The organism is Kitasatospora sp. NPDC022856 (assembly GCF_055561235.1).
Window position 1 is genome coordinate 278620 of sequence record NZ_JBVHHE010000005.1, and the last position, 14886, is coordinate 293505.

At 78.2% G+C, this 14886-nt stretch carries 12 protein-coding genes; 8 read left to right on the top strand and 4 right to left on the bottom strand.

Annotated features, from left to right (window positions below):
- Nucleotide 1 precedes the first annotated feature (1 nt).
- The 3 genes from ACZ34W_RS08790 (at nucleotide 2) to ACZ34W_RS08800 (ending at nucleotide 3270) form a co-directional block, all read left to right on the top strand.
- Complete coding sequence (locus tag ACZ34W_RS08790; protein ID WP_465602747.1) at nucleotides 2–727, top strand: glycerophosphodiester phosphodiesterase; 726 nt, start codon at nucleotides 2–4, stop codon at nucleotides 725–727.
- Nucleotides 724–1830 carry a winged helix DNA-binding domain-containing protein gene (locus tag ACZ34W_RS08795; protein WP_465602748.1) on the top strand — a complete coding sequence of 369 codons (1107 nt, stop codon included), beginning with the start codon at nucleotides 724–726 and terminating at the stop codon, nucleotides 1828–1830. Before ACZ34W_RS08790 ends, ACZ34W_RS08795 begins: the two co-directional genes overlap by 4 nt.
- 258 nt (nucleotides 1831–2088) lie before the next feature.
- Complete coding sequence (locus tag ACZ34W_RS08800) at nucleotides 2089–3270, top strand: AI-2E family transporter (RefSeq protein ID WP_465602750.1); 1182 nt, start codon at nucleotides 2089–2091, stop codon at nucleotides 3268–3270.
- On the opposite strand, the gene ACZ34W_RS08805 is transcribed toward ACZ34W_RS08800, so the two are convergent.
- On the bottom strand, nucleotides 3261–3833 hold the full coding sequence (locus ACZ34W_RS08805; RefSeq protein ID WP_352292307.1) for a hypothetical protein: 573 nt from the start codon (nucleotides 3831–3833) through the stop codon (nucleotides 3261–3263). The two genes, ACZ34W_RS08800 and ACZ34W_RS08805, sit on opposite strands and share 10 nt — an antisense overlap.
- Nucleotides 3834–3923: 90 nt before the next feature.
- Here ACZ34W_RS08805 and ACZ34W_RS08810 point away from each other — a divergent pair, with 90 nt between their 5' ends.
- Nucleotides 3924–4808, top strand: coding sequence for a Vgb family protein (locus tag ACZ34W_RS08810; RefSeq protein ID WP_465602752.1), 885 nt, complete (start codon nucleotides 3924–3926; stop codon nucleotides 4806–4808).
- A 94-nt stretch (nucleotides 4809–4902) separates the two neighbouring features.
- Here ACZ34W_RS08810 and ACZ34W_RS08815 read toward each other — a convergent pair whose 3' ends face one another.
- The 3 genes from ACZ34W_RS08815 to ACZ34W_RS08825 form a co-directional block, all read right to left on the bottom strand.
- Nucleotides 4903–7929: a helix-turn-helix transcriptional regulator gene (locus ACZ34W_RS08815; protein ID WP_465602753.1), complete on the bottom strand. Its 3027-nt coding sequence runs from the start codon at nucleotides 7927–7929 to the stop codon at nucleotides 4903–4905.
- 296 nt (nucleotides 7930–8225) lie between these two features.
- Complete coding sequence (locus tag ACZ34W_RS08820; RefSeq protein WP_465602755.1) at nucleotides 8226–8417, bottom strand: hypothetical protein; 192 nt, start codon at nucleotides 8415–8417, stop codon at nucleotides 8226–8228.
- 113 nt (nucleotides 8418–8530) lie between these two features.
- Nucleotides 8531–11644 carry a type 2 lanthipeptide synthetase LanM family protein gene (locus tag ACZ34W_RS08825; RefSeq protein WP_465602757.1) on the bottom strand — a complete coding sequence of 1038 codons (3114 nt, stop codon included), beginning with the start codon at nucleotides 11642–11644 and terminating at the stop codon, nucleotides 8531–8533.
- Nucleotides 11645–12001: 357 nt separating this feature from the next.
- On the opposite strand from ACZ34W_RS08825, the gene ACZ34W_RS08830 reads away from it, so the two are divergent.
- The 4 genes from ACZ34W_RS08830 (at nucleotide 12002) to ACZ34W_RS08845 (ending at nucleotide 14750) form a co-directional block, all read left to right on the top strand.
- Entirely contained in the window at nucleotides 12002–12853 is an 852-nt protein-coding gene (locus ACZ34W_RS08830) for a sigma 54 modulation/S30EA ribosomal C-terminal domain-containing protein (RefSeq protein WP_465602759.1), read from the top strand.
- A gap of 32 nt (nucleotides 12854–12885) precedes the next feature.
- Nucleotides 12886–13371 carry a pyridoxamine 5'-phosphate oxidase family protein gene (locus ACZ34W_RS08835; protein WP_465602794.1) on the top strand — a complete coding sequence of 162 codons (486 nt, stop codon included), beginning with the start codon at nucleotides 12886–12888 and terminating at the stop codon, nucleotides 13369–13371.
- A gap of 73 nt (nucleotides 13372–13444) precedes the next feature.
- The gene (locus tag ACZ34W_RS08840) at nucleotides 13445–13843 is read left to right on the top strand and encodes a hypothetical protein (protein ID WP_465602761.1); all 399 of its coding nucleotides are present in this window, start codon (nucleotides 13445–13447) and stop codon (nucleotides 13841–13843) included.
- 181 nt (nucleotides 13844–14024) lie between these two features.
- A complete protein-coding gene (locus ACZ34W_RS08845) occupies nucleotides 14025–14750 on the top strand; it encodes a response regulator (protein WP_465602763.1) in 726 nt (241 codons plus the stop codon).
- Nucleotides 14751–14886 lie beyond the last annotated feature (136 nt).

Below are 14886 nucleotides of genomic sequence, written 5' to 3' on the forward strand. Positions count from 1 at the left end.
GATGAACCCCACCGCCGCCTCCAACGCCACCCGTCGCCCGGTGCTCGCCGTCGCCCACCGGGGCGACCCGTACCGGTACCGCGAGAACACCCTGCCCTCCGTCGAGTCCGCGCTGGCCGCCGGCGCCGACGCGGTGGAGGTCGACGTCCGGCTCACCCGCGACGGCGTGCCCGTCCTGCTGCACGACGCGACCCTCGAACGGCTCTGGGGCGATCCCCGCTCCCTCCGCCGGGTCACCCTCGACCAGCTCGACGAGCTGCGCGACGGAGACCTCGCCGTGCCCACGCTCGCCGAGGCGCTCAAGGCCGCGGCCGCCTCCCCGGCCGCCCGGCTGCTGATCGACCTGGACGACCCGCACCCCGTCGCCGCCGCCTGGGAGGCCGTCACCGGACTCGGCGCCGAGCACCGGGTCGGCTTCTGCGGCCCCGCCACCGCGATGCTCGCCGTCCGCTCGCTCGCCCCCGACGCCGAGATCGCGCTGACCTGGAAGCAGCCGCGACTGCCCGCCCGCGCCCTGCTGGACGACCTGCGCCCGCGCTACCTCAACCCGCCGTTCGGCCTGGCCACCGCCGAGTTCACCGCCGCCGCCCACGGCGCCGGCCTCGCCGTCTCCACCTGGACCGCGGACCTGCGCCGCACCATGCGCCGGCTGCGTGCCGCCGGGGTGGACTCGATCACCAGCAACCGGATCGGCGTGCTGCGCGACGTGCTGGACGGCCGCCGGTGACCGGACCGCCCGTCCTCGGGACCCGCGCGCTCGGCCGCGCCCTGCTGGCCCGTCAGCACCTGCTCGCCCGCAGCGCCATGACGCCGGCCGCGATGGTCGGCCACCTCGGCGGGCTGCAGGCCCAGGCCGTGCCGCAGCCGCCCTACCTGGGGCTGCTCAGCCGGCTGGAGGGCTTCACGCCCGACCTGCTCGACGACCTGTTCCAGCGGCGCGAGGTGGTCAGGATCGCCCTCCACCGCGGCACCATCCACCTGGTGACGGCGGACGACTGCCGGACGCTGCGCCCGCTCGTCCAGCCGGTGCTCGACCAGGGCCTGCGCTCCGCCTACGGCAAGCGGCTCGCCGGGCTGGACCTCACCGCGCTCGCCGACGAGGCGCGGGTGCTGCTGGAGGAGCGGCCGCTGACCTTCCAGCAGCTCGGCGGGGTGCTCGCCGCCGGCCGGCCCGACCGCGACCCCGCCGCCCTGGCCCAGGCCGCGCGCTGCCTGCTGCCGCTCGTCCAGGTGCCGCCGCGCGGCCTCTGGGGCCGGAGCGGGGCGGCGGCGCACACCACCGCCGAGTCCTGGCTGGGCCGGCCCTTGGACCGGGCGCCCTCGCTGGACGCGCTGGCCCTGCGCTACCTCGCCGCCTTCGGGCCGGCGACCGTCGCCGACCTGCAGAAGTGGTGCGGGCTCAGCCGGCTGGGCGCGGTGCTGAAGCGGCTCGCGCCGGAGCTGGTCACCTTCCGCGACGAGTACGGCCGGCTGCTGTACGACCTGCCGGGGGCGCCCCGGCCCGACCCGGCCGTCCCGGCGCCCGTCCGGTTGCTGGCCCCCTTCGACAACCTGCTGCTCTCGCACGCCGACCGCACCCGGGTGCTGCCCGAGGAGTACCGGCCGCGGGTGATGACGCAGAACGGCATCGTGCTCGGGACGGTGCTGGTCGACGGCCTGGTCGCCGGGAGCTGGCAGCTGACCGAGGGCCCGGCCGGTGAGCGGGCGGTGGCGGTCCGTCCGTTCGCGGCGCTCGGCCGGGATGACCGGCGGGAGGCGGAGGCGGAGGCCGGGCGGGTGCTGGCCTTCGCCGGCGGGGGCGGGGCGGTCCGCTTCGAGGAGGCCGGGTAGGTCCGGCGTTCGACCGGGCCACAGGGGTGCGAGGCGCCGTTCCCGATGGGGTGAGGCTCCGCGATTCCTCCGGGCCCGGCCGGGCCGGGGCCGGTTGAATCGGCTCTGCCGGTGGTCGGCGACGGGCGTGGACGTCCGGAAGCCCGATCCCGCCGCGCGGTCGCGCCGGGCACGCCAGGGGTCGGACATAACGGGCGATCGGTCAGATCATCTGCTGAGATGGGGAAATTGGACCGGTCGAGCCAGGCGGAGGTGGTCATGGTGGGGCAGCTTCCGCCCGACAGGGCTCCCGGCGAGCGGTGGGCGGACCACCGCAGGCCCTATCTGATGCTGCCGCCCCCGGTCCGGGCGGCGGCCGCCTGGTCGGTCGCGGTCATCCTCCTGATCACCGTCGCCTCGCTGGTCGTCTTCGCCCTGGTCGAACTGCGCGCGGCGACCGTGCCGGTCATCCTGGCGCTGCTCGGCACCTCGCTGCTCTACCCCGTGATGCCGTGGCTGGTCCGCCGCGGGCTCGGCCGCGGCGCCGCCGCCGGGCTGACCTGCGCCCTCCTGGTCGCCGCCGTCGGCGGGGTGATCGCCCTGCTGGTCAACTCGCTGGTGCACAGCGCCCCGCAGATCGCCGAGTCGCTCCAGGAGGCCGGGGACCGGCTCGCCGACTGGCTCGGACCGGTCGGCGAGAAGATCCGCCACGCGCTGGACAACGCCTCGGGCGAGACCAGCTCGCTGATCTCCACGGTGACCAACGGCGTGCTCTCCGGCCTCGGCCTCGCCACCCAGATCCTCACCGGCGCGGTGCTGGCGCTCGCCCTGGTCTTCTTCTTCCTCCGCGACGGTCACCGCACCCCGGAGGCGCTCCGCGCGCACCTCCCGGGCGGCGGCGCCGAGACGGTCGTCGCCTGCGCGGACCGGGCGTTCGAGGCGATGGCCGGCTTCATGCGGGGCACCACCCTGATCGCCCTGATCGACGCCTTCTTCATCACCGTCGGCCTGCTCGTGCTCGACATCCCCGGGGCGCCCGGGCTCGGCGCGCTGGTGTTCATGGGCGCGTACATCCCGTTCGTCGGAGCCTCCCTCTCCGGGACGGTCGCCGTCCTGGTCGCGCTGGCCGACGGGGGGCTGGGGACGGCGCTCTGGGCGCTCGGCATCGTCCTCGCCGTCCAGGTCGTCGAGGGGAACATCCTCCAGCCCGTGATCCAGAGCCGCACCGTCGAGCTGCACCCGGCCACCATCATGGTCGCCGTGGTGGCGGGTGCCGGAATCGCGGGCATCCTGGGGGCGCTGCTGGCCGTCCCGATCTGCGCCGCCGGGGTGGGCGTGGTCTCCGTCCTGCGCGGCACCGCGGACCCCGTCGGCCGCGGCCTACGCGGGGCGGCTCCGGCCGGCGCGGGCGGGGACGACCGCGAGGACGGTGACGCCGGCGGGGAGCCGGGTCAGGAGTAGGCCACCGGGCAGCCGCGCCGGAGCGCGTGCTCGGCCGCCCGCAGGTAGACCGCGGCGTAGTAGGCGGCGTCCAGGTCCTCGCTCCAGGGGCCGGGGGCGGTGGCGGCCGCGACGGCCGCCGGGCCGTCGAACCAGCGGCCCAGGTCGAGGCCGTCGCAGTGCTCGGGTATCCCGGCGGGCAGCGCGAGCCGGTCGGCGAGGCGCCGGGCGGCGGCGAGCGCCCGCCGGGCGCCGCCGACCGTCGTCGGGTCGTCGTCCTCCGACCGCGCCGGCAGGACCACGGAGTCGGCGAGGTCGACCGGCAGTAGCACCTCCCAGCCGAGCAGCGCCTCGTGGGTGTCGTCGGACCGTGCCCGGCAGAGCCGGTCGAAGCTGCCGATCGGACGGTGGAGCTTCTCCTCGAACCGGGTGCCGGGGCGCCGCCCGGCCCGGACGGGCTCCGGACAGACGAACGGCGCCAGGCCGCGCCGGCCCAGCTCGGCGTCGACCGCCCCGGCCACCGGCCCGAGCACCTCCTCGTCGCGCCAGTCGTCGGCGGCCACGCTCACCAAGTAGATCCCCATGGCCCAGGACGGTAGACGACGCCACCGACAACGGCTGGTGACGGCGTGACAGCATGGAGACGATCACGTCGCGACAGTCGAGGAGCGGGGATGCGCGGGGAGTTCGAGCGGTTCCGGGTGGCGGACGGGAAGGCCGGTCCGTACGGCATCACGGTGGGGCCGGACGGCGGTGTCTGGTTCACGCTGGTGCACGCCGGGGAGATCGGGCGGCTGGCGGCGGACGGGTCGGTGCGGCGGTTCGGGACGGGCTCCGCGGGGTCCGGACCGTCGGTGATCACGACCGGGCCGGACGGCGCGCTCTGGTACGCGCGGATGCGGGACCACCGGATCGGACGGATCGGCACCGACGGCCGGGAGCGGTCGTTCGGGCTGCCGACCGAGGCCGCCGGGCCGTACGGGATCGCGGCCGGCCCGGACGGCGCGCTCTGGTTCACCGAGCTGAACGCGGACCGGATCGGACGGATCACCGTGGACGGCCGGGTGACGGAGTACCCGCTGCCGGTGACCGGCGCCTTCCCGTCGATGATCACGGCCGGGGCGGACGGCGCGCTCTGGTTCACCCTCAACCAGGCCGGGGCCGTCGGCCGGATCACCGTCGACGGCGAGATCACCGTCCACCCGCTGCCGACCGAGGGGGCCGCGCCCGTCGGCATCGCCGCCGGTGGCGACGGTGCGCTCTGGTTCGCCGAGATCGGCGCCGGCCAGGTCGGCCGGATCACGGTGGACGGCCGGGTGACGGAGCATCCGCTGCCCGACCGGGCCGCCCGGCCGCACGCCGTCGCGGCCGCCCCCGACGGCCGGCTCTGGTTCACCGAGTGGGCCGGCAACCGGCTCGGCTCGCTCACCGCCGACGGCCACTACGCCGGGTACGAGCTGCCGGTGCCGGCCGCCGAACCGCACGGCATCGCGGTGGCTCCGGACGGCGCGGTGTACGCGGCCCTGGAACTCGGCGAGATCGTCCGGCTCACTTCCTGAGCCGGGGGCCGGTGCCGGAGCCGTCACGGTCCGGCGGCGAGGCCGTGGAGAGCCGCGCGGTCCGCGGGGCGGGACCGGCGGGGCGGCCGGCCCGTCACGGTCCGGCGCAGAGCTCCGCGGCGAGGTCGCAGAGGGCCGCGCGGTCCGGGCGGCCGGTCTTGGCGAGCAGGTTGGCCACGTGCTTCTCCACCGTGCGGGGGGAGATGGAGAGCGTCCGGGCCAGCTGCTGGTTGCCGGGGCGGTCGGTGAGCAGGGCGAGGACCTCGTACTCGCGCAGCGTCACGCCGCAGCTGCGCAGCCCGGCGGGGACGGCGTCGCGGCCGCCGCGGTGCTGGGCGACGCTGGCGCCCGCCCGGCGCAGCAGGGCCCGGCAGGCGGCCGCCACCGGCTGGACGCCGGCCTCGTGGAAGTACTCCTCGGCGGTGCGCAGCCAGCCCACCGGATCGCCCCAGCCGTCGGCGAGGGCGGCTTCGGCGGTCAGCCGCAGCGCCAGGTGGTGGGCGAGCGGGAAGGGCGCCGCCGCCGCGCGGGCCTCGTCGACCGCGCGGGCGGCGTCCCGCGGCCGGCCCTCACGGCCGAGCAGCACGGCCTCGGCGAAGCCCAGGAACTGGCGGTTCCAGGCGAGTTCGGTGGCGGGCGCGGCCGTGGCCCGGGTCAGGTCGGGGCGCTGCCAGTGGCCCTCGGCGACCTCCAGCAGCGGGTGCAGCCCGTGCCGGCCGGCCAGGTAGAAGACGTTGGGGTGCTCCTGCTCCCAGGCGAGGCCGGCCGCCAGTTCGGCCCGGGCCCCGGCGCGGTCCTCGGCGAGCAGCGCGCCGATGGCGCGGCAGAGGCCGTGCCGCAGGGGCATCAGGAAGGACTCCTCGCCGCCGGCCTGGCGGAACCGGACCAGTTCGCGCTCCATCTCCCGGCCCCGGCCGCGGTGGGCGGCCAGGGTCGCCGAGCCGAGCAGCAGGTAGCGGTGCGCGGGGACGTTGTTCAGCCGGGCGGTGGCGTCCAGGCAGCGATCGACGATCTCGCGGGCGGTCCGCCATTCGCCGCGCAGGACGGCGTTCATGGCGAGCAGGCCGTCCAGGGTCTGGGTGAGCACGATCGCGCCGAGGCCGGCGGCGGCCTCCCGGGCGCGTTCGAGGCGGGCGCCGTCGCCGGTGCGCATGAAGGCGTTGGCGCCCAGCCGCAGCAGCGCCTCCACCCGCCAGACGGGCAGGGCGTGGGCCTCGGCCACCGCGAGCATCCGCTCCAGGCACGTGTCGGCGTCGTCGAAGCCGCGTTCGCGGGCCAGCAGGGCGAGCAACTGCCAGGCCTGGCAGGCGACCACCGGCAGTCCGCAGCGCTCGGCCACCTCGGCGGCCCGGCGGGCCAGGGCCTCGGTGCGGGCCAGCCGGGCCCGTCCGGGGTGCTCGTCGCCCGGGGCCCCGGCGGCGGTCGCGTCACCCTCGGGCGCGGTGGGCGTGGTGGGCGCGTGGTCGGGCAGGAGCGCCAGGTGGCCCTCGACCACGACGAGTGCGGCGTCCTGCTCGGGGCGCGGGTGCGCACCCGAGAGGGCGCGGGCGGCGGCGACCTGGGCGGCGGCCTCGGCGGCCCGTTCGGCCATCACGGCCGCCCAGGCGAGCCGGGTGTGCAGGTCGATCCGGCGGTCGGTGGCCGGGCCGCGGACCGCCGCGGGGCGGGCCGCCGCCGGCTCCGGCCGGACCGGGGGCAGCGTGCGGACCAGCTCGAAGGCCCGGTCCAGCTGGCCCGCCTCGGCCAGGGCCGGCAGCAACTGCTCGGTCACGGCGGCCCGTTCGGCGTCCCCGGCGAGTTCGTGCGCCCGCTCCAGCAGCACCACCGCCGAGCCGGCGGCGCCGGCCTCCAGCACGCGTCGGCCGGCCTCGGCGAAGTGCACGGCGGCGCCCGTCCGGTCCCCACCGGCCAGCAGCAGGGAGGCGACCAACTGGCGTCGTTCGTCCGCGAGTTCAGGATCGGCGCGGAGGATCGCCCGGGCCGCCCGGCGGGCCACGGCGGCCCGCTCGGCCGGGGCCAGGGCGGCGGTGACGGCGGCGGCGGTGAGGGTGTGGCGGAAGGCGTAGCGGTCCGGGGCGGCGCCGTCGGGCACGATGACGTCGGCCTCGGAGGCCGACCGCAGGTGGCTGAAGAGCGTCCGGTCGTCGTACCCGGTGATCAGTTGGACGGTGGCCACCGAGAACCGGCTGCCCAGGGTGGCGGCGGTGAGCAGCAGGTCGCGCACGGGCGGGTCCAGCTGGTCGATCCGCCGGCCCCAGCTGCGGACGATGGTGCTCGGCACGCCGGTGCGCAGGCCCCCGGCCACCTCCCAGCGGCCGCCGGCCCGGTGCAGCGCGCCGCCGGCCAGCATGTCCGCGAGCAGTTCCTCGATCAGGTAGGGCGAGCCGTCGGCGCGGTCGGCCAGCGTCTCCAGGACGGCCGCCGGGACGTCGGCGGCGTCGCTCTCCAGGACGGCGGCGGCCATCGCCCGGACGTCGGCGGGCGGCAGCGGGCGCAGTTCGGTGACGGCGGCGGCACGGCGGCGTTCGGCGGCCCGGACCAGGTCCAGCGCCGGGCCCGGCTCGGCCCGCAGGGTGCCGACCAGCAGGACGGGCAGGCCGGCCAGGTTGTCGACCAGGTACTCCAGGACGGCGACCGTCTCCGCGTCGGTGTCGTGCAGGTCCTCCAGGAGCAGCACGCAGCCCGCGTCCCGGCCGAGCACCGCGAGCAGGCGCAGCAGTGCCTCGGCGAGCTCGACCACCGTCTCGGGGTACGCGCCGGCCCCGGCCGCCGAGGCCGCCGCCCCGCGCCATTCGGGCACCAGCCGGGCCAGGGCGGGCCGGTACGGGTCGAGTTCGGGGTCGGTGGGCGGGCCGGCGGCCCGGAAGCGGGAGGAGAGCGCCTCGATCAGCGGCCGGAACGGGGTGACCGTCCCGGTGGAGCTGCCGCGCCCGCGCAGGACCGGCAGGCCCAGCCCGTAGGCCTGGTAGGCGCACTCGCCGGCCAGCCGCGACTTGCCGATCCCGGCCTCGCCGAGCAGGAAGACCGCCCGTCCGGACCGCTGCCGGGCGGCGGCGAGCGCGCTGCCGAGCCGTCCGAGCTCGGCTGCCCGGCCGACGGTGATCGACGAAGTGGTCCGCATGGCCCGCAGGCTACTTGACGGCCTCTCCGATCTGTAGAGTGGTGAATCGGCCACGAAGCGAACACCTGTCCGGCACGGGCCGGTCACCGTACGGCCACATCGGCGAGACGCCGCTCCGGTCCGCCACCGGGGCGCTGCCCGGTCCCCGGTGGCGGCCGCCGCGCCCTCAGGGGCGCACGGTCCGGCGTCGGTGTGGTGCGGCCCGCTCGCCGGGCCGTTCACGGCCGGGACGTGGCGATCGCTGTCGGGGTGTCACGGGCGTTGCCCGGTGCCCCTGGCCGCTCGGATCGGTCCGGTCAGATCGGGACGGTCATGGTGGGGAACTCGAAGGGCGGGGAGACGGAGCCGCCGGCGGCGGACAGGAGCTGCGAGCGCAGGCCCAGCCCGCCGCCGGCCCGCAGCCGGATGTCCCCGGCGGGATGGTCCACCGCCTCCTCGGGCCGGGCCTCCGGCTGGTTCCAGGTCTGTGCCAGGTCGGTGTCGTTCATGCGGTGCGGTACTCCCGTTCGTCGGTGGAGCGCGTGGGGCCGGGTTCGGCCCGGGCGAGCGGTGCTCGCCCGCCGCGCCGCTTCGGTCGTCGTGGACGGTACACGGCGTGCGGTCAGGGGGCCGGCCCTTCGGCCGGGGGGCGGGGGCGCAGCAGCAGGGCGGGCGGCACCCGCTCGGGGAAGCCCAGCCGGAGCAGCCCGTGGCCGATCCCGGCCAGGCCGGTGAGCAGGCCCGGGTGCGGTACGGACCCGGGGGTGCCGCAGCGCGGGCCGTCCTGGTCGACGCCGGCCAGCAGCGAGGCCGCCCGGCGCACCCACGGCGTCCGCCCGGTGGCCGGGCCGCCTCGGCCGAGCAGCTCCAGTACGCCCGACTCGCCGTGGCACAGGCTCTGATCGGCCGTCGGGGCGGCCCGCGCGGTGTTGCGGACGGCGCGCTGGACCCACTCGGCGAGCCGCCGGTCCGCGCGGGCGGACGGGCTGTCGGCCACCGCGAGGGCGATCCCGGGGCGGCCTCGGCACCAGGAGGACTCCCGGGCGCGCGCGGCCGTGGCGGCGTGCAGGGCCGCCAGGCCCGCCTGGTGGTGCGGTCCGTCGGCGGGTTCGCCGACGGTGTCCGCGTACCGCAGCAGCGCCCAGCCGGTGCCCGCCGAACCGTGGGCGAAGCCGGCGGCGGCGGGCACCGGCAGGGCGGCGAGCCGGTCGGCGCAGTCCGTCGCGGCGGCCAGCGCCCCGGGCCGGCCGGTGGCGGTGTGCACGGCGAGCAGCGCGGCCAGGCCGCCGGCGGTGCCGCTGTGCACCCCGGGGTCCGTCTCGCGGGCGGCGGCGGCCGCGGTGAGCGCGACCGCCGGGCCGGTCCACTGCCGGATCAGCGGGTCGTCCAGGGTGCGGCCGATCTCGGTGAGTGCGTAGGCGATGCCGCCGAGCCCGGCGAAGCCGCCCGAGCCGACGGCGGCCGGCCGGTCGGGGTGCGCGCCGAGGGTGTCGAGCAGGCCGGGAACGGGTGCGAGGGTCCGGCGAGCCACCTCGGCGTAGCGGTCGGAGCCGGTGAGGGCGGCCAGTTGTGCGAGGAACAGCGCGGTGCCGGTGTACCCGCCGGCCAGGTCGGCGCCGAGCGGGCGGACCCGCCAGTAGCGGTCGGCGAGCAGCTCCAGGCCGAGCCAGTTGGTGCGGGACCGCCCCTGGTAGGCGGCCGCGACCAGCTGGTCGCCCACGCCCCGGGCGGCGGCGAGGAGCTGCTCGGGCTCGGGCGCGGTGGCCCAGACGTTCTCCGGCGCCGGCCGGCCGGGCCGGTGCGCGGGGGTCGGGGCGGCGCCGGCCATCGCGGCCCGGACGATCCACTCCTGGTCCTTGCGGTCGACCTCGCCGAGGGCCGCCAGCTTGGCCTCGACGCGGGCCAGCCCGGTCTCCGCGAGTTCGCCGGGGAGCCGGCGGCCCGTGGAGGTCCACAGGTCGCGGCTGCCGGGGCGGGTGGTGAACAGCGGGACGTCGCCGGAGCGGAGGTCGGCGAGCTCGTGGTCGGCGAGTTCCGGGCGCCCCGGGTCGGCGACGGCGTCGGTGCGCAGCAGTTCCAGGACGGCGCCCCGGGCGGCGGCGTCGCGCAGCACGTCCGGGTGGGTCGACTCGTCCAGCAGTCGTGCGTACACCCGGGTGGCGCGGGGCACCACCCGGACTTCGTCCTCGGCGAAGGAGCGCAGCAGGCCGTGGGCGCCGACGAGTTGGTGGCGCCCGCCGGTGATGGCGGTGTAGCCGGCCCGGAAGCCGGTCACCAGCGCGTCGGTGTACTCGGCCGGGTCGGCGGGCGCGCCGTCCAGCCGGGGCCGGTTGCGGGCCTCGGCGAGCGGGCGGGCGCGCCGGACCAGCCGCATCTCGTCGGTGCCGGCGCCCGTCCAGTCCACGCCCTCCACCGGGGAGGTGGACCGTCGGCCGCCGCCGATGCCGGAGACGTCCACGGCGCCCTCGTCGCCGAGCAGCAACTGCGGCAGCAGGCCGACCCGGTGGACCGACTCCTCCAGGGCCCGGGCCGCCGGGTCCGGTGGCGGGCAGGCCCGGGCCGGCGGGTGGAACAGTGTCTCGACGTCCACCAGGACGGGCTGGTCCCCGGCCGCGACGAGGTTCTCGTAGTGCAGGTCGGTGCCGTCCAGGGCGTGCAGCAGCGCCAGCAGCGCGCCCTGGCGCCGGTAGAACCGCTCGACCTCGTAGCCGGTGCGGCAGGGGTGGGCCTCGGCGTACTCCGTCCAGCCGTGGTCGCCCCGGTCCAGCAGCCCGAGCGCGCGCAGCCGGGGCACGCCGGGCTGCGCGTTGAACCAGCCGAGCAGGGCGTTGAAGTGCCGGTGGGCGGCGGGCGGGCGGGGGCGGTGGACGACGGCGGCGCCGTTGGCGAAGTGCAGCACGCTGACGGCGCGGCCGCGCCGGTGGCGGTCGCCGGCCTCGGAGTCGACGGCCACCAGCGCCCCGGGGTCGGTGCCGTGCAGCAGGCCGGCGACGAGCAGCGGCCGGTCGGCGGCGAAGCGGGTGAGCAGTTCGGCGTGCGCGTCGGCGGCGTCCAGGCAGGTCTGCGCGAGCAGCCGGGCCAGGACGGGATACCTGCGGAGCAGCCCGGCGAGGCCGTCGCGGCGCGCGGTCAGGGCGAGGAAGGAGCGGAACCGTTCCTGCGGGGTGGTGCCCGCGAGCCGCCCGCCGGTCCGCGCGGTGTGCAGTTCGAGGACCAGGGTGCGGGCGGCGATCCGGGCGAGGCGCCGGGCGAGGCGGGTGGTGAAGCCGGCCCGCAGGGCGGGGACGTCCAGCCGCCCGGGCTGGCCGGGGCGGTGGGCGGCGGGGTCGAGCACGGTCGGCAGCCGGACGAGGGCGCGCTCGGCGAACGGCGCCAGGACCAGGGCGAAGCCGGTCAGCCCCGGGTAGGCGGCGCGCGGCACGATCGGCCGCACGGGGGCGGCGGCGACGGCGGCCTCGGTGAACGCGGCCCAGTCGGGGCGGGCCGGCGGCCGGGGCAGACCGGGGGTCAGCGCCCGCTCCCACCAGACGGCCCGGTCCGCCCGGGTGCGCCGGACCCGGGGCGCCGTGGCGTGCAGCGGGGCCGGGGCGGGTGCGTGGAGCCGGGCCGGCGGGTCGCCGGGCATCGGAGGGTGCGGCGTCGTGGCGGCCTTGGCGGACGCCGGTGCGACCGGGCCCTGAACCGGTACGCCGCCCCCGTCGGGGTGCGCTCCGCGCACGGCGTCCACCTCTGCCACCACCGCACCTCCGATGCCGCGAGAGGGCCGCGTCGCCGTCGAAGCCGCCGCCCTCGTGCTGATCCTTGCCCTGCCCCGGCCGCCGGGGCATGGGGGACGGCCCCCCATCTTTGTGGCGCTCCGCCCGCATGATCCGGGCCGGGCGGCCCGCCCGCCGGGTGGGGTGCGCACGACCCGGGCCCCCGGGGGCCCGCGCGGGCGCGGCCCGGGCCCGGCGGGCGCGCGCGAACGGGCCCTTCGGCCCTTTCCGGCTCCGGCCGCTGGCGGGATCGTGAGCGCCTGACAAGTGTGCGGGGCTTACCGGTGGGCAGACGTGACGGGACGGCGGACTTCGTGACGGGACAGGAGAGGCCTGAGGTGGGCGAGTTGGTCGCGATACAGGTGGACGAGGGGCTCGCGCGAGGGGTCGCGATCGACGCCAGGGCCCGGATCGCCGCGGTGGTGGGCGGGGCGGACGCGCTGGTCGAGGCGGTCCGGGTACGGATCCGGCCGGTCGGCGCGCGGGCCGTGCTGGCGCAGGTGAACGCCGAGGTGGACGGGCGGCGGATCCGCGTCCAGGAGGCCGCCGCCGACCGGGCCACCGCCCTGGACCGGCTGGCCGACGGGCTGCGCGCCCGGATCACGGCCGTCACCACCGGCTGGACGCCGCTGCCGTGGCCGCGCCGGGCGGCCGGGGCCGGTCTGCTCTCCGCCGTTCCCGCGCAGGGCGGGCCGTCGCGCGCCGGCCGGGCGCCGGTGGCCGCCGTGGCGGCGCCCTTCGCCGCGCACCCGTGCACCGGGTTGCCGCGCGCCGGCGTCCGGCCCGCCGTGGCGGCGTCCTCGGCCGGCCCGCGCCACATCGCGCGGCGCAAGGAGGCCCACCTGGTGTGGTGCTCGCCCGACGCGGCGGCCCGGACCATGGACGCGATGGACTTCGACATCCACCTGTTCACCGACCCGGCCACCGAGACCGACGCCGTCGTCTACCGGACCGGCCCCACCGGCTACCGGCTCGCGCGCACCGGCGCCGCCGGGCCGCCCACCCGCCCGGCCGTCCCGTTCACCCTCAGCCCGGTCGGCGCACCCGAACTGACGGAGGCCGGAGCCGTCGACCGGCTCTGCGCCGCCGACCTGCCGTTCCTGTTCTTCGCCCAGCCCGGGACGCGGCGCGGCCGGGTGCTCTACCGGCGCTTCGACGGCCTGCTCGGCCTGATCGCGGCCACCTCGTGAGAGCCGGGGCCGTCCGCCACCGGCTGCGGACGCTGCGCCGCCTCGCGGGGCAGCCGCCCGGCGGCGGTCGGCCGCCGCACACCGGGGCTCCGCCGCGCCGGCTGGTGCCGATCGACCGGGCCGAGGCGCTGCGGCTGCTCGGCAGCGCGCCGTTCGGGCGGATCGTCTTCACGCTCCGGGCGCTGCCCGCCGTCCGCCCGGTCAACCACCTGCTGGTCGACGACACCGTGGTGATCCGGACGGACGACGCGGCGGCGCTGGGCGCGGCCACGCTCGGGGCCGACGCGGCGGGCGTGGTGGTCGCCTACGAGGCCGACGCCATCGACCCGCGGACCAGGCTCGGCTGGAGCGTGGTCGTCACCGGCTACGCCCGCCCGGTCACCGACCCCGTCCTGCTGGCCCGGTACCGGGCGCTGTTGACGCCCTGGGTGGACGCCGGTACGGACCACCTCGTGGCCATCCGGCCGGAGCTGGTGACGGGCTACCGGCTGACCCCGGCCGGGGCCGCCGGCCGGTAGCGCCGGTCCGCCGCCGGTGCGGTGTCGCGGTGGCCCCCGGGCCCCGCGACGGCGCACCGCCGCCGCGGCCTGCGTGGACTGCTGGGCGGGGCTCGCGCTCGCCGGGGGAGTGCTGCCGGCCGTCCCCGACTGGCGGCCTGCCGCCGGGTTCGCCCTGACGGGCCTGGTCGCCGGGGCGGTCCTGCGGGTCCGCGCGTACCGCCACCGGCGGGGCGAGCAGCGTGAGTCCGGGCGGCGCTGGGCGACGCTCGACGCCGGCCCCGTGCCACGCGGCCCGCGCCCGGCGGCCCGGATCCTGGCGGGCTGGCTGCTCGTCGGGCTCGCCGTCGCCGCGCTCGGTGCGCTGTCCCTGCTGCTCACCGCCGGCGGGCCGTTCGCCTCCCGGCTGGGCGGAGCGGCAGCCGGCGCGGGGGTGGTCTCGACGGCGTTCCTGCTGATCGGTCTCGCCAACGCCCGCCGCCACCGGCCCTGACCGGGCGCCGCGCCGGGCCGGCGTCGGCCGGGAGGCGCCGGGTGGGCCGTGCCGTCGGTGGGCCGCTTCGGGGCAGCCGGCCCGAATGGGGTCGTTGGGCCCTGGGCCGGCACCCTCCGGTCGGCGATGATGCGGTGGGCCCGCGGCAGTGTGCCGGGCGCGAGGAAGGTGGAGCCGCGAGATGGCGAGCGAGACGGCCGGTACCGACACCCCGGCACCGGTCAGGGTGTTCCTGCTGGACGACCACGAGGTGGTGCGCCGCGGCGTCCACGACCTGCTGGACGGCGAACCCGACCTGGAGGTAGTCGGCGAGGCCGCCACCGCCGCGCAGGCCCTCGTCCGCGTCCCCGCCCTGCGCCCCGACGTCGCCGTCCTGGACGTCCGCCTCGGCGACGGTGACGGGGTGTCCGTCTGTCGCGAACTGCGCTCCCGGATACCCGACCTGGCCTGCCTGATGCTCACCTCCTTCGACGACGAGGAGGCGCTCCTCGACGCCGTGATGGCGGGCGCGGCCGGCTACGTGCTGAAGCAGATCAGCGGCACCGACCTGGTCACCGCCGTCCGTACGGTCGCCTCCGGCCGGTCGATGCTCGACCCGGGCGCCGCCACCCGGCTGCTCACCCGACTGCGCAACGACGCGGCCCCGCCGCCGCCCGCCGCCACCGGGCCGGAGCTGACCGGACGCGAGCAGGAGGTGCTGGCCCTGATCGGCGAGGGCCTGACCAACCGGCAGATCGGCGAGCGCCTCTACCTCGCCGAGAAGACGGTGAAGAACCACGTCTCCCGGCTGCTGGCCAAGCTCGGCGTGGAGCGGCGCGTCCAGGCCGCGCTGATCGCCACCGAGCTGCGCCAGTCCGCCGCCGCCCAGCCGGCCTACCCGCGCACCCTCGGCGGCGGGCGGGGATAGCCCCGCGCTTCGGGAAGGTGGGACCCGCGGCGGGACCATCGGCCCTCGCCCGGGCCCGGTCCGTCGTGTACACACCCGGCGGGACTTCCGGCCCCGGTGCCGGGGCCCGCCGGTCCCTGGCACCGGGGCCGCTCCC

Excerpts from the sequence above, each read along its gene's own strand:
- ACZ34W_RS08790 (WP_465602747.1), top strand. The coding sequence starts at position 2 with ATGAACCCCACCGCCGCCTCCAACGCCACCCGTCGCCCGGTGCTCGCC.
- ACZ34W_RS08800 (WP_465602750.1), top strand. The coding sequence starts at position 2,089 with ATGGTGGGGCAGCTTCCGCCCGACAGGGCTCCCGGCGAGCGGTGGGCG.
- ACZ34W_RS08805 (WP_352292307.1), bottom strand. The coding sequence starts at position 3,833 with ATGGGGATCTACTTGGTGAGCGTGGCCGCCGACGACTGGCGCGACGAG.
- ACZ34W_RS08810 (WP_465602752.1), top strand. The coding sequence starts at position 3,924 with ATGCGCGGGGAGTTCGAGCGGTTCCGGGTGGCGGACGGGAAGGCCGGT.
- ACZ34W_RS08815 (WP_465602753.1), bottom strand. The coding sequence starts at position 7,929 with ATGCGGACCACTTCGTCGATCACCGTCGGCCGGGCAGCCGAGCTCGGA.
- ACZ34W_RS08820 (WP_465602755.1), bottom strand. The coding sequence starts at position 8,417 with ATGAACGACACCGACCTGGCACAGACCTGGAACCAGCCGGAGGCCCGG.
- ACZ34W_RS08845 (WP_465602763.1), top strand. The coding sequence starts at position 14,025 with ATGGCGAGCGAGACGGCCGGTACCGACACCCCGGCACCGGTCAGGGTG.